We start from the raw sequence: 23,045 nt of genomic DNA, 5'->3' as shown, positions 1-23,045 counted from the left end.
CTCTCGAGGAGCTCGACTGCCCCTCACCCAGAAAGTCTACACGGTGTCGATTTGGATCGGCGCGATGTCGATTCCACCACCCCCTGGCATCCGCAGTGCGACGTGACCAAGCCACAGATCGATCGCGCGGCCGACCCTGGGGTCTGCCGCCGGAGGACCGCGTCCCGCGGGTCACGGCGTACTGGCGCACAAACTTGATCATGCGCCAGTCGGCGCGCTGATGCTCGGGATCTCCAAGTCGGCCGCAGACCGCATCATTGACCACATCGGTCCCGCTGCCGGCACTCCGGCAGCGGAGCCGGTTCCGCAGGGACACCGTCCTCATCGTCGACGGCGCCCTGGTGCACCCGCGACCACTCCGTGGCCGAGCAGTCGAAGAACCATCGATACTCCACGGCCTGCCAAGTCGTGATCGATGCCGACACCCGCCGGATCCCAGGGCGTGTCCGCCTTTTTGGTCGTCCGGTCAGCGGTCTGCCCAGCCCGGCGCCCACACGTCGTGCGGGATTCGCGAGCCTGCGGTGCGCAGATAGCAGCGAAGCGCGGTCAGCACGGGGTGTAGGTCTGCGCTGCGGAACAACGGCACGTGCGGGTAGATCACGGTCGGGTCGTGCAACGGGATGCGCCGTAGGTCGTGAGCTCGGGGCCACAGATACTGGTCCCCGCTGCCGACGAGGGTGGCCAGCGAGGCCGAGTCGGCCGGCGTGTACATCAGTACCTCGTCAGCGACGTTGGGGCCGAGTGCGTCGATGCTCAGACCGAGGGCCTCGGACAGCGCCCGGCAGAACGCTGCCCACTCCGTGTCCGGCCTGATCCCGGGGCTCCAGATGCGGTGGCCGGCCAGGTCCGCAGGACTGGCCCAGAGCGCGTGGCGACGGCGCCACAGAGGCCGAGGGCGATCACTCCGGCGCCGGTCCGGATCGCTTGCGCACAAGGCCCGTGGTTCCAGCACCGAGTGCCGCTACCGCGGGCCTTGGGGCCTGCACAGAGCAGAATGAGAGGCGCCGCCCAGCTACCAGCCGGCCTTCACCGCGTTGTAGGCCGTACGACAGTCGGCGTTGGTGGCGTCCGCGGCCAGCTTCTCCATGGAGTCGCGCCAGACCATCTTGGCCACCCTCTCCATCTCCCGGGTCTCGGCCGGGACATTGGGTGCGTGCTTCTTGATCGTCGCCAGTGCGGACCTGGCGAACTTGTTGCACACGGGTCCGGCGGCGTTCCGGTAGCGGCTGTCCAGGTCCGTCGCGACCGCCTGGCCGTTCTGGGTCGCCCAGGTGTTCCAGGCCGCGCACGCCACCTCGGTGAACACTGCCTGGTCGGCCTCGCTCAGTCCCAACACCTGTGCCGTCATGGTGTTCTTGGCCTTGTCCGGGACCGTGAAGTCCACGACGGGGAACTTGTCGAGTGTTTCGAGCAGCGCTTCCTGACACGCGGGCGGCAGCGGAGCGGCCTGTGCGGCGGAGGGGACGGCCAGCGTGGAGACGCAGACCAGGGCCGCGGTGAGGACGGCGCGCCGGGCGGTATGTGAGAGAGACATGGGGCGGTGCTCCTTGCACTGGTGAACGGGTCGTTCCGGGCACCGATACAGCGCCCGACGGCTGCAGAACGATCACCGCCTGCCCAGGTCACGGGCGTATCGGCGGGACAGGGGGCGCACACGCAGTTGACGGCCGTCCGTGCGACGGGCGGAGTCCCCCGAGCGGCCCCGGGGCAGCCGGGCGGTCAGGCGGGTCCCACCCTTTCCGGCGCCGGGCCGGACTCCGCCGGTGGCCGGTGGACGCCAGGGCCCTCGGTCGCTCCAGCGCCGCGAGGCGCCGGAAGCGGTGGCTTCCTGTGCCGCACGAGCGCGTTCCGGGTACGTCGGCGGAAGACCAGGAATCCCGCCGCCGACGCGCCGATGAGCCAGAGGCACTGGGTCAGGAGCGCCCGGCCGCCCGACGCGTCGGAGAAGGCGGCGGACATGCTGGCCTGAACCGCCCCGTACGTCGGGAGGAAGCGCACGACGGCACTGTCGGACCCGGAGCTGGAGAGGGGATTCTGCAGGGCGACGTCGAGGACGCTGATCATCAGGATGGCGAACATCCCTTCGACCTCGCGCCGGAGCACCGACCCGAAGACCACGCCGAGCGCGCCGTAGGTGAGGGCGGCGCCGAACAGCGCGGCCGTGAGCAGCAGGGGCTGTCGCGGCGTCCAGGCGAACCCGGCGACGGCGGTGGCGTACACGGAGATCGCGACACAGACCAGTGTGAGCGCGGACAGCTTGGCGAGGACGAGGTGGTAACGGGGGTAGCCCGCCATCGCCAGCCGGCGGTCGAAGGCTCCCCCGGTGAACGTGGCCGCGAACATCATGAACCCCGCGATGAGGGTGACCGCGTTCAGCGCGCCGGTGATCTGAGTGAGGTGGTTGCCGGGCGGGGAGAGCACCTCGCCGGTCGCCCGGAGCCGGAAGGGGGCGGGCTGATCGGGAATGGTCACATAGGCGAGGGCGATCCACACCGGGATGTACACGACCACCAGTAGCATCGCGAACCGGTTGCGGGCGTGTCCGATCAGCGCGTACCGCGATGCCGTGACGAACAGGGACAGGTGCCGCCTCACGCCGCGGCCTCCGTAGACCGTTCCTGAATGTGCAGGCGCCCGGCCTCCAGGCGCCAGAGCTGGTCCAGCCGGTCGATGTCGTACGCGAGGTGCGAGACGACCAGCACCGAACGCCCGGCGTCGCGCAGCCTGGTCGCCAGTTCCCAGAAGCGCAGGTAGGTCTCCCAGTCGAAGCCCTGGTAGGGCTCGTCCAGCAGGAGTACGTCCGGGTCGTGCATGAGGGCCAGGGTCAGGTTGAGCTTCTGCCGCGAGCCGCCGCTGAGCCGACCCGCGCGCTGGTCGAGGTACTCGGTGAAGGCCAGTGTCTCCATCACCTCCTCGGCCCGTTCGAGCCCGGCGAGGCCGAACGCGCTTCTGAAGAAGTCGAGATGCTGGCGGACGGTGAAGGAGTCGTCCAGCACCACGGTCTGCGGACAGTAGCCGAACCTGCCGCTATGGTGCACGGCCCCCCGGTCCGGACGGAGTTCACCGGAGAGGATCTTCAGCAGGGTCGTCTTGCCCGCACCGTTCTCGCCGACGATCCCGGCCAGGGTGCCGGGCTTCAGCCGGAGGCCGACGCCCCGCAGGACGGCGTGCTGCCGGTAGGAATGGTGCACATCGTGGACGTCCATCGCTTCGCTCCGTCGTACCTGGCCTGTGGTCCGCGGAACCGGTCCGCGCGTGCCCAACGAGTCGGCCGGACCGGGGAAACGGCAGCCGGGAGAGCGGCCCCCTGCGGCGTCAACCTGGCGCCCACCCGTCACGCGTGCGGCGGGGAGCCTGCCCGGAACCCGCCTCGGTTGCAGTGGCGGCGGCTACCGTGACCGGGCTCCCGGAGGGCTCGTACCCATCTGACGTGAAAGGCTGGCCAGCCATGCGGAGAACGTGCGTGATCGGAGCCGGCCCGTCCGGCCTGGCCGCGAGTAGAGTCCTCGCCTCGCGCGGCATCCCGTTCGACTGCTATGAGGCGGGCTCGGGCATCGGCGGGCTCTGGCGCTATGGCAACGACAACGGCATGTCGGGGGTGTACGCGTCGCTGCACGCGAACATCTCCAAGGAGAGCATGTCCTTCTCCTCGCTGCCGATGCCGGAGCCCTACCCGGTCTTCCCGCACCACACCCAGGTCCTCGCCTACCTGGAGAGCTACGCGGAGACCTTCGGGCTGCACGGTCACATCAAGCTGCGCGCGGAGGTCACCTCCGTGCGCCCTCTGGAGGGCGGCGGCTGGGAGGTCACCCGCCGGAGCCGAGGAGCGGCGGAGGCGGAGACCGATCGGTACACCGAGGTGATGGTGGCCAACGGGCACCACTGGGACCCGCGTCTTCCGGACCCCGCTGTGCCCGGGGCCGGGGTGTTCGAGGGCTCCGCCGTCCACGCGCACGCCTACCGCTCCCCCGAGCCGTACGCCGGGCAGCGGGTTCTCGTCGTCGGGATGGGCAACTCCGGGTGCGAGATCGCGGCGGAGATCTCCCGTTCGGCGGCGCGGACGTTCCTCTCCGCCCGCGCCGTGGCGCACGTGTTCCCGAAGATGCTGCTCGGGCGGCCCGCGGACCACTGGGCGGTGAGCAGGGCGGCCGCTCTGCCCCGTTTCCTCAAGGACCCGGCGATGGCACTCCTGCTGCGGCTGGCCCGTGGGACCCCCGCACTCTACGGGCTCCCCGAACCGGTGCGGCGGCCTCTCGCCGCCCACCCCTCCACGTCGGACGAGCTCCTCCTCCAGCTGGCCCGGGGCGCGGTCACCGCGAAGCCCGGCATCCGATCCTTCGGCAGGGACTCGGTGTCTTTCACGGACGGCAGCCGCGAGACCGTGGACGCCGTGGTGTACGCCACCGGGTACTCGCTGTCCTTCCCCTTCCTGGACCCCGCCGTCTTCGCCGCGCCGGACGGCCGCACCGAGCTGTATCTGCGCACGGTGCCGCCCCGGCTTCCCGGGCTCTTCTTCATGGGGCTCGCACAACCGGCGGGAGCGGCCTTCCCGTTGCTCGAACCGCAGGCCGAATGGATCGCCGACCTGATCGAAGGGGAGGTCCTTCTGCCGACGCCCGCGCAGATGACCCGGTCGATCGCCCGTGCGCGGGAACGGCACGACAAGGTCTACGCGGCGACCTACCGGCACGGTATCGAGATCGACATCTGCGCCTACCGGCGGGCCCTTCGTCGGGAGCTCCGGGCGGGCAGGCGCCGAGCGCGCCGGGCAGCCGCTCGCCGCCCCGACGCGCCTCGTCCCGCTCCGGTGTCCGACACAGCGTGACCAGCCCTTCCGTGCCGGTACGGGGGCGGGGCCGGCCACGTACGGGCTCGTGGCGGCAGGGGACCGCGCCCCGGCCCGTACACCCGCTCATCACCGCTGCACGCTCTCCTCCAGCTCTCGCACCGCCTGTTCCCACAGCTCCGGCAGCAGTTCGCCCAGCGGCAGGGCGCGGTCCGCGACGAAGGACACCTCCGCCCAGTCGCCGAAGAACGACAGCCCCACTCCGCAGAGGTGTCCCGGCACGAGGAGCGGCAGCAGGGCCGTCCCCGTCACCCGGGTCTCCCCCAGGCTTCCCTTTTCGGCGAGCGGCATGGACGTGGCCATGACGTTGGTCACGCGGGGGGACAGCATCCTGCGCAGGTACCACGCGGTGGGACGGTCCGGCATGTAGCGGACCAGGTCCTGAACGGCCTGTCGCCAGGTGTCGCCCCGCAGCTTCCGGGTCACTGCCATGATCTGGTCGAGCCGTCGCAGCGGCGCATCCTCGTCCGGGCGGCCTGGGGCGGGGCGCACCGGCAGATCGACCGGAAGGGCGAAGCAGCGGTTGCCCCAGGTCTGCTCCTCGTCGGCCCGCCGCGCGTCGACGGGCAGTACGGCCGTCACCCGGGGCAGTGGCACACCGGAGCGGGCCGCCCACGCCGACAACGCCCCGGCCAGCGCGGCGAGATGCGCGTCGTGGGCCGAGCCACCGCGTCCGGCGCCGATCAGCCGCAGGGTGTCCACGGGGACGCGCCCCCGCCACAGCCGCCGCTCACCGGTGGGGGCGAAGGCCGGGTCCGGGCGGTGACCGCGCACGGCGAAGGTGCGCGCCAGGAACCTCGTGGCCAGCGCGACGGCCGCGCCGAATCGCCGGGGCACGCCGACCACGCCCCTCCCGCCCGGCAGCGGACGCGCTGACGGCTCCCCGTCGCCCAGCATCGCGCGGAACGTCATGGCGGCGGCCGAGCCGTCCTGGCAGGCGTGGAGGAAGCGGTAGCAGAGGGCGTACGCGTCGGGTTCGTGGCCGTGGATCAGCCAGACCCCCCAGTAGGCGCCGGGCGCGAACGGGGCGTTGAGCGCGCTGTGCAGGGCGATGTCCCAGTCGGCGGGTCCGTCGGCCACCACCTCGTACACATGCCGATCGACGGGGAAGTCCTCGCACGGCTGCCACCCGGGCCGCCTGTCTCCCGTCACCCGGCTGGTGAGCAGCGGCAGTTCACCGAGCCGGAACGCCACGTAGGCGCGGAGATCGGCCAGGCTCGGGGGCGGACCGCTGAGATACGCGACGCCACCCGCGTCCCAGCGGACCTCGGGGCGGCGGCGCTCCAGGTCGAGGAACGCGCGATCGACCGCGTGGGTGGGATGACGCGGCGGGGGGACGGAACGCTTCGGCCGGTCGGACCCCGTAGAGGGGCCCGCTGACGCGGTGGGCGGGGCGGACACGGTGGGCTGCTCGGAATCGGGCATGCGGGTGCGGGCTCCCGTTCGGGCCGAGGCGGTCGCGATGACCACCGGTGGTGGGACAGAGGTACGGCAGCGCGCGAAGGGCGGGGAAACCGGCGGCCGGACGCCCCACCCACCCGAGCCGGTCGCACTGCCGGGACCGGCGGCTCACCAGGATGACCGGCGACCGGGACAGCGCCGGCCGGCTGCGGCGGCCCGTCCCGGCTCCGCGGGCGCGTACCGGACGGTTCCGCGACGGTCGCCGCCCACCCGCTCTCCGCACCTCGCGGCCTCGTTTTCCCGTGCCGCGGCGGGCCCCTGACGCCTGGCGCGCGCGGCCGGGTCCCAGGTCTCGGCCCCCGAGCGTGTGATCCCGGGGTACCGCGACGAGTTCCCCCGAAAGAGGGACCGGCCCGAGCGGTGTGCGACGGCGGCACCCGCGGTCGAGCGACATCCTCCGTTCGGGTGGCCAGGACGGATCAATGGGTGTGTTCCGTCCGCCGTCTGCCATTGTGTGGAAAGCACCGGAGATCACCAGGGTTCGAAGGCCTGGTGAGCCCCGTCCGGGACGGGCGTCGGGAGAGCCGGGGGCACCGGCAGCACGGATCGGCGGGACGATCCGGACCGTGCGCGGCACGATCGCCGACGACGACCCGCGGGACGGTCGACGCCGTGCCGCTCGTTTCCGCTTCCGGTCCGCCGCACCGCCCGGTGCTCCGCCTTCGCACGCCCCGCACGGCGGGGGACCGCCCTTCTCACCGCTCTGGGAGCCATGCTCGTGCACGTCGCACTCACCGGCGCCACCGGATTCCTCGGACTGCGCCTGTTACGTCGTCTGCTCGACACGCACGAGTGGGTGACGGTCCTGACCCACGCCGGTTCGGGCGACGCGCTGCACCGCATCACCCGTTCCCTCGAACTGACGGGTGCGCCGAGCGCGTTCCTCGCACGACTGCCGGAACGGCTGAGGGTGGTGGAGACCGACCTGGCGCTGCCCCGGATGGGCCTGTCCGCACGGGCGTTCCGAGAGCTGGCCGACAGCCTCGGCGCGATCTGGCACAGCGCGGGAAGCATCCATCTGGAGGGGGACCTTCCCGAGCTGCGACGGACCAATGTCGAAGGCACCCGCCACGTCCTGGAACTGGCGGCCGCCGGGCGCGCGGAACCGGTGGTGCGCCATGTGAGCACCGCGTTCGTGGCCGGCGCACGGCGCACCGGTGTGGCGTACGAGGACGAACTGGACGACGGCGCCGGTTTCGAGAACGCGTACGAACAGTCCAAGTACGAGGCGGAGCTGCTGGTTCACGCCTGGTCCCGCGAGCACGGGCGACCGGCCTTGGTGCTGCGGCCCAGCATCCTCGTCACGGACGTGCCCTCGCACCCGGAGCTGCCTTCGCACCCACTACAGGTCATCGAGCGCATCCTGCGCGACGCGCGACGCGCCACCGTCGCCGCACCACCGACCGCCACGAGCCCTCCCACCGGGGCTCCGGACGGTCCTTGCTGCGGCGCTCCCGGGTCCCCGTGCCCCGGGGGCCGGCCCCGGGTACGGACGGTGGGGCACCCGCACGGGCGGCTGAACCTGCTACCGGTGGAGCACGCGGCCGACGTCATGGTCCGCCTGTCCGAACTGTCGTCCTCACACGGGGTCGACACGTACCACGTCGTCCATGACCGCGATGTCCCCGTGCCCACCGTCGTCGCCCTGCTGGAACGGCTCGTCCCCCTCTCGATCGACCTGGTCGACGCCAAGCCGACCGACCCGTCGGCGTTGGAGACCCTGATCGACTTCTACCCGGGCATCACGGCCTACCTCACCCACCGGCGGCGGTTCGACGACACCCGGGTGAGGACCCTGCTCGGTCCGTCGGCGGTCTGCGCCCCGGTCGGTCTCGATCGGCTGTGGTCCGGACTGGCCCCGAGGAGCGGGGCGATCCCCGGGCCCCCGGACACCCCACTCGCCCCTGCGCCCGCACCGTGCGCCTGAGCCTCCCGTACGTCGCAGACGGCGTGCGCCCGACCAGCAGCAACCGTCCCGTCCCGTTGGAGCTTCCGTGTCCGTTCTCGCCGCTCCCGGCGCCCTTGCCGTGCGTCCGCCGGTCTTCTCCCCCGAGGGGATCGCCGACCGTGTCCGGCTGATCCGGGAACCCGTGCACGTCGTCACCGGGCCGGACGGCCGGGAGCTGGGCCTCGCGACCGGGGCACCGCCCGCCGGTCCGGTGATCGGCACGCTGCCGCCGCTGTACCCCGAGTGGCTCGGCGGCCGGACCTTCTGCGAGGCGCACAGTGTCCGCTTCCCCTATGTGGCGGGGGAGATGGCGAACGGCATCGCGACCACCGGCATGGTCGCGGCGATGGCGCGGGCGGAGATGATGGGCTTCTTCGGTGCGGGCGGCCTGCCCCTCCCGCAGGTGGAGCGAGCCGTGCACTCCCTGGCGCAGGAGCTGGGGGCCCGCACGAACTGGGGAGTCAATCTCATCCACTCACCGGCCGAACCGGAGCTGGAGTGGCGGGTCGCGGAGCTTCTGCTGCGCTGCGGTGTCCCCCGGATCTCGGTGTCGGCGTTCATGGAGCTGACCCCTGCGGTCGTCCTGTGCTCGGCGCAGGGCCTGCGCCGGGGTGCGGACGGCGGCGTCGTCCGGCGTACGCGGCTGCTCGCGAAGCTCTCCCGTCCCGAGGTGGCCGAGAGGTTCCTCTCCCCCGCCCCGCCCGCTCTACTGGACCTTCTTGTCGCGCGGGGCAGCCTGACCCGCGAGGAGGCGGCGCTGGCCGCCTTGGTGCCGGTGGCCGAGGACATCACCGTCGAGGCGGACAGCGGCGGGCACACCGACAACCGGCCGTTGTCGGTCCTGCTGCCGCGGATCGCCGCCCTGCGCGACACGGTCTGCCGGCGGTTCGGGTACCGGCGGCCGGTCCGCCTGGGCGCGGCCGGGGGCCTCGGCACCCCGGACGCGGTGGCCGCCGCCTTCGCTCTCGGCGCGTCCTACGTCGTCACCGGTTCGGTGAACCAGACGGCGGTCGAGGCCGGTCTGTCCGATGAGGCCAAGGCCATGCTGTGCGACGCGGACGTCGCCGATGTCGCCATGGCGCCGTCGGCCGACATGTTCGAGCTGGGCGTGAAGCTGCAAGTGCTGTCGCGGGGCACGATGTTCGCCCGGCGGGCCGGCCGCCTGTACACGGCCTATCGTGACCACGGCTCGCTGGAGGAGATCCCGCCCGCGCTGCGTACCGCCATCGAACGCGACGTGCTGGGCGCCCCGTTCGAGGAGGTCTGGCAGCGCACGCGTGCCTTCTGGGAGGAGCGCGATCCGGCGGAAGCCGTCCGTGCGGAGGCCGACCCCCGGCATCGCATGGCCCTGGTGTTCCGCTGGTACCTGGGCAGTTCCAGCCGGTGGGCGATCACCGGGGAGAGCGCGCGGCGGGCCGACTACCAGATCTGGTGCGGACCGGCGATGGGCGCGTTCAACCGGTGGGCGGCCGGCACCTTCCTGGCGGAACCGTCCCACCGGTCCGTGACGCAGATCGCCCTCAACCTGCTGGAAGGGGCCGCGACACTCACCCGCGCCCATCAAGTGCGCACGTACGGTGTTCCGTTGCCTTCCGAGGCGTTCACCTACACACCGCGTGAGCTGGCATGAGCGGCCCCGCCGCCGCAGCACCGTCCGACGCCGCCCGACCCCGAGGAGAGACCATGTCCGGCTCCACCCCCCGCCAGGTCCCCATCGCCGTGGTCGGCGTCGGGGCACTGGTTCCGGGCGCCACGGACGCAGCCGGCTACTGGCGGGTCGTGACCGGCGGCCGCGACCTGATCACCGAGGTCCCAGCCTCCCGCTGGCGGGTGGAGGACCACTACGATCCGGACCCGGCCGCTCCCGACAAGACGTACGCCCGCCGGGGCGCCTTCCTTCCCGAGGTGGACTTCGACCCGATGGCCTACGGGGTGCCTCCCGCCAATCTGCCGGCCACGGACACCTCCCAGCTGCTCGCCCTCATGGTCGCCGACCAGGTGCTGAGGGACGCCGGCGGGATGTCCGGAGTCGACCGGGACCGGACCGGCGTTGTCCTCGGGGCGGCCGCCCTCGAACTGCTGCCGCACATGTACGGGCGTTCCCAGCGCCCCGTGTGGCTGGCGGGGCTGCGGGAGAGCGGGCTCGACGAGGCCGAGGCGCAGGCTGTGTGCGACCGCATCGCCGCCCGCTTCGAGCCGTGGCGCGAGTCGACGTTCCCGGGGCTGCTGGGCAACGTCGTCGCGGGACGGATCGCCAACCGGTTCGATCTGCACGGCGTCAACCACACCACCGACGCCGCCTGTGCCAGCTCGCTGGCCGCCCTGTCGACGGCGGTCGGCGAACTGTCCCTCCGCCGGGCGGACCTGGTCATCAGCGGCGGTGTGGACACCGGGAACGACATCGGCATGTTCCTGTGCTTCTCCAAGACGCCCGCGCTCTCCCCCAGCGGCGACTGCCGCCCGTTCGCGGAGGCGGCGGACGGCACGATGCTCGGTGAGGCGGTCGTGATGTACGCCCTGAAGCGTTTGTCCGACGCGGAGCGCGACGGCGACCGGATCCACGCCGTGATCCGGGGCATCGGCACCTCGTCGGACGGCCGGAGCACAGCGATCTACGCCCCGCTGCCCGAGGGACAGGAACGGGCCCTGCGACGCGCGTACGAAGAGGCCGGCTACCCGCCGGAGACCGTGGAGCTGGTCGAGGCGCACGGTACCGGCACGAAGGCCGGGGACACCGCGGAACTCGCCGCGCTCAACGCGGTGTTCGGCGCTTCGGGACGTCCTGACGGCCAGTGGTGCGCGATCGGCTCAGTGAAGTCGCAGATCGGGCACACCAAGTGCGCGGCGGGTGCGGCGGGGCTGCTCAAGGCAGTGATGGCCCTCCAGCACAAGGTGCTCCCGCCCACAGTCAAGGTCGAACGGCCGAACCCGGCGGCCGCCGCCCCGCACGGCCCGTTCTACGTGAACACGGAGGCCCGGCCGTGGGTGCGGCCGGCCGGTCATCCGCGCCGGGCGGCGGTGTCGAGTTTCGGCTTCGGCGGCAGCAACTTCCACGTCACACTGGAGGAGTACGCCCCGCCGACCGCGCCCACCTCCTCATCGGGCACGCACGCAGACACCCCTGCGCGCCCCGCGCCGAAGACCACGGGCCGCCCTGCCCTGCGCCACCGCACGGCGTCGAGCGAGCTGGTCCTGTTCGCCGCCGCCTCGCCGTCCGCCCTGGAGGAACTGCCCAAGGACGGACGGCCGCTGGCCACCCTGGCGAGGGAGAGCCACGCCGCGTTCTCGCCCACCGCCCGGGTGCGGCTGGCCGTCGTCGCCACCGATACCGATGACCTGCGGGGGAAGTACGCGCAGGCGCTCGCGCACATCCGGCGGCGCCCCGAGACGTCGTTCTCGGCCCCTTCCGGAATCCGGTACGCGTACGGGGAGCCCGCACCCGGCCGCATCGGCTTCCTGTTCCCCGGGCAGGGCTCCCAGTACGTCGGAATGGGGGCCGAGCTCGCGATGCTGGCCCCGGCCGCGCAGGCCGTGTGGGACCGGCTGGGCTCCACCCGCTTCGACGGAAGGCCGCTGCACCGGGCCGTGTTCCCGCCGCCCGCCTTCACCGAGGAGGAGCGCGCCGCCCGAGCGGCCCTGCTGAACGCCACCGAGTGGGCTCAGCCGGCGCTGGCGGTGCACGCGCTCGCGCTGCTGGCGGTGGTGCGGGAACTGGGGCTGCGGCCGGACTGCGTGGCCGGCCACAGTTTCGGCGAACTGGTGGCACTGCACTGCGCGGGCTCCCTGGACGCGGAGTCGCTGCTCGGGCTGGCCCGTCGCCGCGGCGAGCTGATGCGGGAGGCGGCGGCCACCCCGGGCGCCATGCTGGCGGTGGCGGCGGACCGGGTACGCGTGGCGGAGGTACTGGCCGACGGTGGCTTCGAAGACATCTGGCCCGCCAACCACAACTCGCCCCGTCAGACGGTGCTCTCAGGTTCTGCGGCGGCGGTCGAAAGGGCGAGGAGCGCCTTCTCGGCCGCGGGGATCGCCACCCGCGAACTGTCCGCGTCGACCGCCTTCCACAGCCCGCTGGTCGCTCCCGCTGTCGAGCCGCTCGCCGCCCACCTGCGCACGGTGACGTTCTCGGAACCCCTGATCGAGGTCTACGGCAACACGGACGCGGCGCCCTACCCCTCCTGCCCCGACGCGGTGCGCCACCGGGTCGCCGGTCATCTCGCCTCGCCGGTCCTCTTCCAGGACCAGATCGAGGCGATGTACGCGGCAGGGGTGCGGACCTTCGTGGAGGTCGGCGCGGGCGCCACGCTCACGGGCCTGGTCGGGCAGATCCTCGGCGACCGTGAGCACGCGGCCGTGCCCCTTGACCGGTCGGCCGGGGCGGGCGCCGACACCTTCCACGCCGCGCTCGGTGAACTCGCCGTGCGGGGCGTTCCCCTTGACCTCATCCCCCTCTGGACCCCCTACGCATCGCCCGGAACACCAGCGAAGGAGCGCGAGCCCCGAATGACCGTGAAGATCAGTGGAGCCAACTACGGTCAGCTCCCGCCCTCCGGAACCCCGCACGTCGAACCGGCGCACGCCCCGGAATACGGGCCGCGCCCCGACGCCGTACCGGCGGTCGCCGCCCCCGCACCGGCGGTCGCTCTGCCCTCGCAGCCCCCCGGCGACGTGCCACTGCCACCGGTATACGTGCCGGCTGCCGCGTCCTCGCAGCAGGAGTTCGGGCCGTCGCACCCTGCGGAGGCGTCGGCTGACGCCCGCCCGGTCATCGGCGACGATCGGCAGCTCGCCGTTGAGAGCATCCACCGGCAGACGGCCGAGACCCACCTCGCCTGTCAACGTCTGCTGACGGACAGCCATATGGCCTTCCTGAGGATGACCGAGACGACCCTGGCCGCGCTGCTCGGTGCGCCGACCCCGGGTGCGGTCGCGGACATGACAGCGCCCGCTCCGCTGCCGCTCCCCCGATCCGTCGGCCCGCTCGACGTACCGGCCGCCGTGGCGCCCCCGGTGGCGGCGTCGGCTCCCGCGGCGGTCGTCGGGGCCGCGACGCCGTATCCCGTGCCGGAGGCGAGCGCCCCTCCGGCGAGCGGCGCGGTGCGCCCCTCGGCACCGGAGCCGCCACTGCCGACCGAAGCACCGGCAGGGGACACGTCGGCGCCGGACCGATCGGCGCCGGAGCGTACTCCCTCGGAGCTGTCTTCCTCCGAGCTGGAGGAGTTGCTCCTGTCGGTGGTGGCCGATCTCACCGGCTATCCGACCGCCATGCTGCACGTGGACATGGATCTGGAGGCGGACCTGGGCGTCGACTCCATCAAGCGTGTCGAGATTCTGTCGGCCGTGCGCCGCCGGGTGGGCGACGTGGCGGTCGACCCCGGACTGCTCGGCAAGCTCCGGACCCTGCGCGAGATCACCGCGGCACTCGCCTCCGGCGCCCGGACCGCCGGGCCCGCGCCGGAGCCGGACATCCCTGGCGTGCCCGCGCCCCGCGCGGACGCGTTCGAGCCCTCCCCGGCAAAGGCTCGCGAGACCGCCCCGTCCTCCACGACCGTCGATGTCCCGGCCCTACGGGGCGACGGACCCGGGCGGCCCGCCGACGACGCGGGGGCGGACGGGTGGACACCCTTGACCCGGCTGGTGCCGTGCATGGTGGAGTCCCCGGCGTCCGGGCTGACCACCGCGGGGCTGCTGGACGGGCCGGTCGTGGTGAGCGGCGAGGACGTGGCGGGGTGCCCGGTCGTCGGCCTCGTGGCCCAAAAGCTGGCGGAGCGCGGTGTGGACGCCACCGCCGTGGCGGAGGTACCCGAAGGGGCGCGCGGCGTCATCCACCTCGGCGGCCTGTCCGCGAACGGCACGCCGGACGAGGCCCGGGAGGTCCACCGCTCGGCGCTCCGCGCGGCGCGCGCGCTGGCACCGCGGGCGGCCGGGGACGGCGGCCTGTTCGTCACCGTCCAGGACACCGGCGGCGACTTCGGGCTCGGCGGACACGCGCCCGGCCGTGCGTGGCTGGGCGGGACGGCCGGACTGGCGAGGACCGCCGCGAAGGAGTGGCCGGACACCCAGGTGAGGGTCCTCGACTGCGAGCGGGGCGGGCGGGATGACGAAGAGGTCGCCGACGCGATCGTGTGCGAACTGCTCGAAGGCGGCGCCGACACGGAGGTCGGCCTTCGTGCGGACGGCACCCGCGCACTGCTGCGGATGGTGCCCGGCCCGCTCACACCGGGCGGCGCCCCGCGCATCGGCGAGAACTCCGTGATCGTGGCCACCGGCGGCGCCCGCGGGGTGACCGCCGCCGCGCTGCTCGACCTGGCCAGGACCCACCGGCCGCGGATCGTCCTGCTCGGACGGACGGAGGCCGCCGCCGAGCCCGCCGGCCTGGCATCGGCCACCGACGAACGGGCCCTCACCCGACTGCTCGCGGAGCGGGCCCGGGACGCGGAGGGGTCCTCGCCCGCCCGGATCGCGGAGGAGGCCCGGAGGATTCTCGCCGCCCGCGAAGTACGGGCGACGCTGGCCGGGCTGGAGGCCGCCGGTTCGCCCGCCCGATACGTCAGGGTGGATGTCCGCGACGCCGACGCCCTCACCGCGGCACTGCGCGAGGTGCGCACCACGTGGGGGCCGGTGACCGGCATCGTGCACGGGGCGGGCGTGCTCGCCGACAAGCGGATCGCGGACAAGACCGACGAGCAGGCCGAGCGGGTCATGGCCACGAAGGTGGACGGCCTGCGGGCGCTGCTGACGGCGACGGCGGACGATCCCCTGGACACGATTCTGCTGTTCTCCTCGGTGGCCGCCGTGTTCGGCAACGCGGGCCAGAGCGACTACGCCATGGCCAATGAGGTCCTCCAGCAGGTCGCGTCGGCCGAGCAGGCTCGCCGCCCCGACTGTCTGGTGCGCTGCGTGGCCTGGGGCCCCTGGCAGGGCGGCATGGTCACCCCGGCCCTGGCCGCGCACTTCGGCCGGTCCGGGGTGCCGCTCATCCCCCCGGCCCAGGGGGCCGCGGCCTGCACCGCCGAACTGGACGGTGCGGCCGGCGAGGCCCGTGTCGTGCTGACGGCCGGCGACGGGCCGGCCGTCGCGGACGAGCGGTTGCGCGCACAGGTGCTGGTCAGCTCGGAGACCCTGCCGCAGCTGGCCGACCACGCGCCCGCCGGTGTCCCGGTGCTGCCCGTGGCGCTGGTCCTGAACTGGTTCGCGGGCGCCGCGGCAGCCTGGCTGCCGACCGAGGGGCAGCTCGTCCTGCGTGATCTGCGGGTGTACCGGAAGTACGACCTGCCGGAGCTGGAAGGCGTGGGCCACCGGCTCACCGTGCTCGGCAGCCGGGGCGCGCCCGGTTCCCCGGCCGGGGTGGAGACAGAGCTGCGGGGCGAGGAGGGCCCGGCGCATTTCCGTGCCGTCGTGGACACCGGCGACGGCGCGCCCGACCGGTCCTCCTGGGACACCCCGGCGGACCTGAAGCCGCTCGACGTGGCCGCGCCGTACCACGGGGGCGTCCTCTTCCACGGCCCCCGGTTCCACGCCCTGCGCGAAGTGCGCGGTGTGTCGGAGCAGCACGGGGCGGAGGCGACGGTCGCGGGCCTGCGGTCCCTGGGCTGGCCGGGCGGGCACGGTCCGCTGGATCCGGCCGCCGTGGACGGCGCGCTCCAACTCGCGCTGCTCTGGGGCGAGAAGGTGCTCGGGACTGCGACCCTGCCGATGGCCGTCGCGGAGTGCAGGGTGTACCGGCGGGGCCCGGTGGACGACGCCGTGCGCTGTGTGGTGCGGGGACGGAAGGCCCACGACACCGGGGCACGCTGCGACGCCGCGCTGATCGGCCCCGGCGGGTCCGTCCTGCTGGAGCTGACCGGCGTCGAACTCGTCAGCCGCCCCTCCTGACCGGGCACTTTCCCTCCTGTCCGAACCCGTCGTGAAGTGAGAGCCCCATGCGTTTCGAACCGATCGCCATCGTCGGCCGGGGCTGTGTCCTGCCCGGCGCACTGGACCCGGACGGGTTCTGGGAGAACGTCGCCGCCGGGCGTACGAGTCTGACGGCGGCCCCGGAAGGCCGGTGGCGGCTGCCGCGCCATCGGGTCATGGGCACGGTGGACGACCACGTCGACCGCACCTGGACCGACATCGGGGGGTACGTCGAGGGATTCGAATCCGTCTTCGACCCGGAAGGCTTCCTCGTCCCCCCGGAGCGGATCGCGACGCTGGACCCGCTCTTCCACTGGGTGCTCTACGGGGTACGGCAGGCGCTCACGGAGGCGGGCCGCGCCACACCGCTGCGGCGCGGCGGGCTGATCCTGGGCAACCTGTCGTACCCCACCCCCACCGGGGCGGCCTTCGCCGAACACGTCTGGCTGTCGGCACAGCGCCCGGAGCTCCGCGAAGCGCTGCTGACGGGTGGACGCCACCCCCGCCCCGATGCCCGCAACCGCTTCTCCTCCGGCCTCCCGGCCCTGCTCGCGGCCCGAGCGCTCGGGCTCGGGGCCGGGGCGTGGTCCCTCGACGCGGCCTGCGCCTCCTCCCTGTACGCGATCAAGCTGGCCTGCGACCGCCTGCACGACGGCACGGCCGACCTGATGGTGGCCGGTGCGGTCAGCCGGCCCGACCCTCTCTACCTGCACGTGGGGTTCTGCGGGCTGTCCGCGACGAGCCGTACGGGGCGCAGCCGCCCCTTCGACCGGGACGCCGACGGGCTGGTGCACGGCGAGGGCGCCGGGTTCGTCGCCCTGACGCGGCTCTGCGACGCCCGCGCGGCGGGGCTCCCCGTGTTCGGCGTCATCCGCGGGGTGGGGCTGTCCAACGACGGGCGGGGGTCCGGTCTGATCAGCCCTTCCGAGGAGGGCCAGGTGCGGGCGATGCGCCTGGCGTACGAGGCGGCGGGCGTCGCTCCCGAGTCGGTGTCGCTCGTCGAGTGCCATGCGACGGGAACCCCGGTCGGCGACGCGGTGGAGGCACGGGGCATGGCCCGGGTCTTCGGGGCCGCCGACGACGTGCCGATCGGTTCGGCGAAGTCGAACATCGGGCATCTGCTGGCCTCGGCGGGCGTGGCGGGGCTGCTGAAGGTGCTGGGTGCGATGCGCTCCGGGGTGCGCCCGGCGACACTCGGCGCGCGTCGGCCGCTGGACGCGCTGTCGGGCACGCCGTTGCGCGTGCTGGACACGGCGGAGCAGTGGGCGGGACCCCGCAGAGCGGCGGTCAGCGCGTTCGGGTTCGGCGGGACCAACGCCCACCTGCTCCTCGACGACCCGGACGACGCTCCCCCGCCCTCCGTGCCCCGGCCGGCGTACGGACCGCGGCCCACCGCGCGGCGGGCCGCACCGGCGGACCGGGCACCGGGGGACCCGGTGCCGGGACCCGACGCGCCGGACACCCCGGCCGCGGCAGCCGACAACGGTGCGCCGGGCGACCGTACGCCCGGGGCATCCGCGGTACCCGTGGCGATCGTCGCCATCGGGGCGCGGGTCGGGGAGGGAACGTCGGTCGAGGACCTCCGCCAGGCGGTGCTGGGCGGTGAACGGCGCGGCCCGGTCGCGGAGATCGCCGTGCAGCTGACGGGCCTGTGCTTCCCCCCGCTGGCCCTGGAGCGGACCGTACGCCATCAGCTCCTGGTGCTGGAGGCCGCCCGGGAGGCCGCCCGGACGGTGAACCTGCCCCGGGAGCGGACCATGGTGGTCATCGGTACCGGCGTGGACCCGGAGGTGGCCCGGGCGGGCGCGCGCTGGCGGATTCCCCACTGGCTGGAGGAGTCGGGTGTGCCCGTCACCGCGGCGTCGGCGGACCTCGCCCGGGACGCCTTCACCCCGCCCATGACGGCGGAGGGGGTGGTGGGCAGCATGCCGAACCTGGCGGCGAACCGCATCAGCACCCAACTGGACCTGGCGGGGCCGAGTTTCACGGTGTCCGCCGAGGAGGCGTCCGGGCTGGTGGCGCTGGAGGCCGCGGCCCGCGCCCTGCGGTCGGGGGAGGTCGACGCCGCGCTCGTCGGCGCCACCGACCTGTCCTGCGAAGCCGTCCACCGGGCCGCCGTGCGGGAGTCCGCTCCCGGCGTGGAGCCGGGTGACGCGGCGGTCGTCCTGGTCCTCAAGCTGCTGGACGCCGCCCGCAGGGACGGGGACACCGTCGTCGCCGTGCTGGACGAGGAAGCCGGCGACGAACCCGACATGGTCATCGGCGACGGCCCGGACGCGGGATTCGATCCGGCGTCCGCCTTCGGGCGCGCCCATGCGGCATCCGGGCTGGTGTCCGTCGCCGTCGCGGCGCTCTCGCTCCAGCACCGCGCGGTCCCCCGCCTCGACGCGCCCGCCGACACGACGGCCGTCACCCACACCGCGCGGGCCGTCGCCGTACCGGCGGAGGGGCCGGCCATGAGCGTCCGGCTACGCGCCGGGGACCCCCGGCCGTGGCTGCCGGGGTCCGCCCCGCGCCTGCGCGTCTTCTCCGGGGCGGACCGCGCTCAGGTGCTGGCCGCACTGGAGGCCGGAACGGAGTCCTCGGCGGGCCCGGCCCGGCTGGCTCTCGTGGCGGACGGCGGCCCCGCCTGGGCGGAACGCCGCGAAGCGGCCCGTCGCTGGCTGGCGGAGGGCGGGGCCCGCCCGGCGGACGTCCTGTACCGGGACGCGCCGGTCGGCGGAGAGACCGCCTTTGTGTACACCAACGGCTCGGCCGCGTACCCCGGGATGGGCCACGCGCTGACGCTGGCGTGCCCGTCGCTGGGCGAGAGCGTCCGTGCGGGGCACCGGGCGATCGGGACGCGGCTGCGCTCCGGGAGGGGGCCCGGCGTGCTCGACCAGATCTGGTCGGTCGCCGAACTGGCGGTCTTCCACACCGTGTTCAGCCGTGAGGTGCTGGGCCTGCGGCCGGACGCCGCGATCGGCTACTCCTCGGGCGAGTCGACGGCGCTGGTCGCGCTGGGCGCGTGGCCGGACGCCTCGGGGCTGTACGAGGCGACGCGGGAGAGCGGGCTGTTCACCACGGAGCTCACGGGTGAGCTGCGGGCGGTGCGGCGCTACTGGCGGCAGCGCGGCATCGGCGGCGACCGCTGGTCGAGCTATCTGGTCGCCGCGCCGCTGGAGGCCGTCCGCGCGGAGCTCGCCGGAGAGCGGGCGGTCCATCTGATGGCGGTGAACGCGCCGGGGATCTGCGTCGTCGGCGGCGAGTCCGGGGCGTGCGCGGCCGTGGTCACCCGGCTGGGCGCGGACCGGGCGATCGAGCTGGACTACGACATGGCCGCCCACGCCCCGGAGTTGGCGGAGGTCCGTGAAGTGTGGCGCGAGGCCCACCGCCGCCCCACGGTCGAGGTGCCGGGGGTCCGGTTCTACAGCGGAGCCACCAGCCGGGCGTACCGTCCGACGACTGAGCGGGCCGCCGAAGCGCTCACCGCTCAGGGACTGGGCACGATCGACTTCGCGGCGACGATCGAGCGGGCGTGGGCGGACGGTGTCCGCGTCTTCGTGGAGCACGGGCCCCGGAAGCTGTGCACCGGCTGGATCAAGCGGGTCCTCGGGGACCGGGAGTTTGTGGCCGTCGCGCTGGACACCCCGGACGACACCGGGCTGCGGAATCTGTGCCTGGCCGTCGGCGAACTCGTGGTGGCCGGGGTGCGGGTGCGGGCCGACGCGTTGACCACCCGGCTCGCCGAGGCCGCTACCGGTCTCCCGGCCCCCGGACCGACCGTCACCGTTGCCGTACCCCCCACGCCCTGCCTGCCGCCCCTGGAGCCCGCCGTGACCGTTCTGCCCCGGGCCCCCGAGCTGGCGCCGGTGCCGGCGGAGCGGCCCGCCCCCGCGGAACGGCCCGGTGCCCCGGTTGCCGCCGTACCCGCCGCCGCGGTGGGGCCGGTGGCCCGGCTGTCCGACCCGGTGTACCCGGCGGCGGGATCGCCGGAGGTCGCGGGCACGATCGCCCGGCAGAGCCGGCGGGCCGCCCTGGTGCACGAGGAGATCATGGCCGCGCACGCGGAGGCCCACCGGCGGTTCCTGCACGTGTCCGCGTTAACCGTCACGGCGTTGACGGCGGGCGGCAGGGCGGACGCCGGACGCGCGGCTTCCCTGCCCCCGGGAGGCGTTGCCTCCGTACCGCCGTCCCCCGCCCTCCCCGTACAACCGCCGTGCGCCCCGCCCGTCCCCGTGCGGCCGCCGGGCCCGGTATCAGCCCCGCGCCCCGGCACGGCTCCGGCTGCGGTCCCTGTCCCGGGGGCGAAGCCGGTGTTCGACCGGGCCCAGTTGGAGCACCTCGCCTCCGGGGAGATCTCCACGCTGTTCGGTCCGCGCTTCGCCGAGCAGGACCGGTACGCGGTGCAGACCCGGATGCCCGGACCACCCATGCTCTTCGCCGACCGGGTCACCGCCATCGACGCGGTGCCCGCGGCACTCGTCCTGCCGGGGCCGGTCCGCACGGACGGGCGGATCTGGACGGAGACCGACATCCTGACCGACAGCTGGTACCTGGATGCGACGGGACGCATGCCGGCCGGCGTGCTGATCGAGGCGGGACAGGCCGATCTGCTGCTGCTCAGCTGGCTGGGGGCGGACCTGCTCAACCGGGGCGAGCGCGCCTACCGCCTGCTCGGCTGCGAGGTGACGTTCCATGGCGGGCCGCCCCGCCCCGGCGACACCCTGTGCTTCGATATCCATGTGGACGGCCACGCGGAGGCGGGCGGGGTCCGGCTGGCCTTCTTCCACTACGACTGCTACGTGGACGGTGAGTTGCGGCTCAGCGTCCGCGAGGGCCAAGCCGGGTTCTTCACCCCTGCCGAACTGGCCACCAGCGGCGGGGTGCGCTGGGACCCGGCCGAGCACGCTCCCGGCGACGACCTTCCGTTCGACCCTCCGGCCGTACACTGCGAGCGGACCCGCTTCGGAACGGACCGGGTGCGGGCCCTGGCACAGGGGTCGCCCGCGGAGTGCTTCGGGCCGGGCTGGGAGGCGACGGCAGCCCATGTGCGGACCCCCCTGCTCGACGGGGAGCGGCTGCGCCTGCTGGACGAGGTGACCGTGTTCGACCCGGTCGGCGGGCCGTGGGGCCGGGGGTATCTGCGCGCCGAGACGGCGGTGTCCCCGGACGACTGGTTCTTCACCGGCCACTTCAAGAACGACCCCTGCATGCCGGGCACCCTGATGCTCCAGGGCGGTCTCCAGGCCATGGCCTTCTATCTGACGGCCTCGGGCCACACCGTCGACCGGGACGGCTGGCGTTTCGAGCCGGTCGACACACAGCCGTCCCGGACCATGTGCCGGGGCCAGGCGACCCCGGAGTCCCGGAGGATCGTCTACGAGGTGTTCGTCCGGGGTGTATCGGCCGGGCCGGTGCCAACGCTCCACGCCGACGTCCTCGGGTCGGTGGACGGCAGGAAGGCGTTCCTGGGGCGGGGCATCGCACTCCGGCTGGTGCCCGACTGGCCGTTGTCGCAGTGGCGGGACTCGGGCCCGCCCGCCGTGCAGGAGGACGGCGTGCCGGTGCCGCCGCCACGGCTCGGCGGACTGTCCGGGCACCGGGAGGAAAAGGCGGTGGCCGTCGCGGCCGATGGGTTCCGCTTCGACTACGCGTCGTTGCTGGCATGCGCCTGGGGCAGGCCCAGCGAGGCGTTCGGCACCATGTACGAGCCCTTCGACGGCACCCGCAGGGTCGCCAGGCTCCCCGGGCCGCCCTACCACTTCATGAGCCGGATCGTCTCGGTGGACGGCGTCCAGGGCGGCATGCGAGAGGGCAGCGTCGTCGTCGCCGAGTACGACGTACCGGAACGGGCGTGGTACTTCGAGCAGAACCCGTCCCGGTGCATGCCGCTCGCGGTCCTCATGGAGGTCGCGCTGCAGCCCTGCGGGTGGCTGGCCTCGTACGCCGGCAGCGCGACGTCCAGCGAGCAGGACCTGCTGTTCCGCAATCTGGACGGAGCGGAGACGGTCACCGGCGAGGTCACCGCCGGGACGCGCACGATCCGCACCCGGGCCGAACTGACCCGTGTCTCGCGCAGCGGGGACATGATCATCGAGTCGTTCCGGGTGGTGTGCACGGCCGACGACGCGCCGCTCGCCGAACTCACCACGGTCTTCGGCTACTTCCCCCGGTCGGCGTTCGACGACCAGCAAGGGCTGCCGGTCCCGGCCGAGGAGCGCGTCCGTCTCGACGAGCCCTGCGACCGAGTGGTCGACCTGACCGCCCGGCCCGCCCGCTACTGCGCCGGGGAGCCGCGCCTGCCGGGCCGCATGCTGCTGATGCTGGACCGGGTCACGGGCTCCTGGCCGGAGGGCGGAAGCGCGGGTCTCGGCCGACTGCGGTCGGAGAAGGACGTGCGCCCGGACGCCTGGTTCTTCCGGGCCCACTTCTTCCAGGACCCGGTGCAGCCCGGCTCCCTGGGGGTCGAGGCCATGTGCCAACTGCTCCAGTACCACCTGATCGAAAGCGGCGCGACGGACGGGATCGTCCACCCCCGGTTCGATCCGGTGTTGCCCGGCCGGGAGACGGTGTGGACGTACCGGGGCCAGATCACCCCCGCCAACCGGCTGATCCGGGTGGACATGGACATCGTGGAGACCGGGACGGACGAACGCGGGCCCTATGCCGTCGCGGACGCGACGCTGTGGGGCGACGACACGTGCATCTACCGGGTACGGGGGCTGGGGATGCGGGTGGTGTCGGGCCCCCCGCCCGTGCGGTGATCTGCTCGGTTCTCCGTCCCGAGGTCGGCCGCCAGGCCCGTACGACCGCCGTGCCGGCCGCCGCGGTGCCGGCCCGCGCCGGCAGGTCGCCTTGCCCTGCCCCGGCGGTGACGCGTGCTGTGTGGGGCTGGTCGACCGGCGCCTCGCCGCG

At 73.8% G+C, this 23,045-nt stretch carries 9 protein-coding genes and 1 pseudogene; 6 read left to right on the top strand and 4 right to left on the bottom strand.

Features of this window, described 5'->3' with window-relative positions; all coding sequences use genetic code 11:
* Positions 1-83: 83 nt before the first annotated feature.
* Positions 84-474: pseudogene (locus ACIRGB_RS22810) on the top strand (IS5/IS1182 family transposase); the annotation flags it as partial.
* A 538-nt stretch (positions 475-1,012) separates the two neighbouring features.
* Here ACIRGB_RS22810 and ACIRGB_RS22805 read toward each other — a convergent pair.
* The 3 genes from ACIRGB_RS22805 to ACIRGB_RS22795 form a co-directional block, all read right to left on the bottom strand.
* Complete coding sequence (locus ACIRGB_RS22805) at positions 1,013-1,534, bottom strand: hypothetical protein (protein WP_403868015.1); 522 nt, start codon at positions 1,532-1,534, stop codon at positions 1,013-1,015.
* Positions 1,535-1,719: 185 nt separating this feature from the next.
* The gene (locus tag ACIRGB_RS22800) at positions 1,720-2,595 is read right to left on the bottom strand and encodes an ABC transporter permease (RefSeq protein ID WP_403868012.1); all 876 of its coding nucleotides are present in this window, start codon (positions 2,593-2,595) and stop codon (positions 1,720-1,722) included.
* Positions 2,592-3,206, bottom strand: coding sequence for an ABC transporter ATP-binding protein (locus ACIRGB_RS22795; protein ID WP_403868009.1), 615 nt, complete (start codon positions 3,204-3,206; stop codon positions 2,592-2,594). Before ACIRGB_RS22795 ends, ACIRGB_RS22800 begins: the two co-directional genes overlap by 4 nt.
* 257 nt (positions 3,207-3,463) lie before the next feature.
* On the opposite strand from ACIRGB_RS22795, the gene ACIRGB_RS22790 reads away from it, so the two are divergent.
* A complete protein-coding gene (locus tag ACIRGB_RS22790) occupies positions 3,464-4,825 on the top strand; it encodes a flavin-containing monooxygenase (RefSeq protein WP_403868007.1) in 1,362 nt (453 codons plus the stop codon).
* 90 nt (positions 4,826-4,915) lie between these two features.
* On the opposite strand, the gene ACIRGB_RS22785 is transcribed toward ACIRGB_RS22790, so the two are convergent.
* Positions 4,916-6,271 (bottom strand): hypothetical protein, encoded by a 1,356-nt coding sequence (locus tag ACIRGB_RS22785; protein WP_403868004.1) that lies wholly within the window; start codon positions 6,269-6,271, stop codon positions 4,916-4,918.
* Positions 6,272-7,019: 748 nt separating this feature from the next.
* Between ACIRGB_RS22785 and ACIRGB_RS22780 the strand changes: the two genes are divergently transcribed.
* The 4 genes from ACIRGB_RS22780 to ACIRGB_RS22765 all read left to right on the top strand — a co-directional run bounded on the left by ACIRGB_RS22780 (position 7,020) and on the right by ACIRGB_RS22765 (position 22,894).
* Positions 7,020-8,234, top strand: coding sequence for an SDR family oxidoreductase (locus ACIRGB_RS22780; RefSeq protein ID WP_403868001.1), 1,215 nt, complete (start codon positions 7,020-7,022; stop codon positions 8,232-8,234).
* Positions 8,235-8,301: 67 nt separating this feature from the next.
* Positions 8,302-9,885, top strand: a complete 1,584-nt coding sequence (locus tag ACIRGB_RS22775; protein WP_403867998.1) for a PfaD family polyunsaturated fatty acid/polyketide biosynthesis protein — start codon at positions 8,302-8,304, stop codon at positions 9,883-9,885.
* Between the two features lie 53 nt (positions 9,886-9,938).
* On the top strand, positions 9,939-16,127 hold the full coding sequence (locus ACIRGB_RS22770) for an SDR family NAD(P)-dependent oxidoreductase (RefSeq protein ID WP_403867995.1): 6,189 nt from the start codon (positions 9,939-9,941) through the stop codon (positions 16,125-16,127).
* A gap of 47 nt (positions 16,128-16,174) precedes the next feature.
* Positions 16,175-22,894 (top strand): beta-ketoacyl synthase N-terminal-like domain-containing protein, encoded by a 6,720-nt coding sequence (locus ACIRGB_RS22765; protein ID WP_403867993.1) that lies wholly within the window; start codon positions 16,175-16,177, stop codon positions 22,892-22,894.
* Positions 22,895-23,045 lie beyond the last annotated feature (151 nt).

The sequence above is a fragment of the Streptomyces sp. NPDC102490 genome (assembly GCF_044765285.1).
GTDB lineage: Bacteria > Actinomycetota > Actinomycetes > Streptomycetales > Streptomycetaceae > Streptomyces.
Note: the sequence above shows the minus strand (reverse complement) of the source record. Positions and strands in the feature narration are given on the sequence as shown.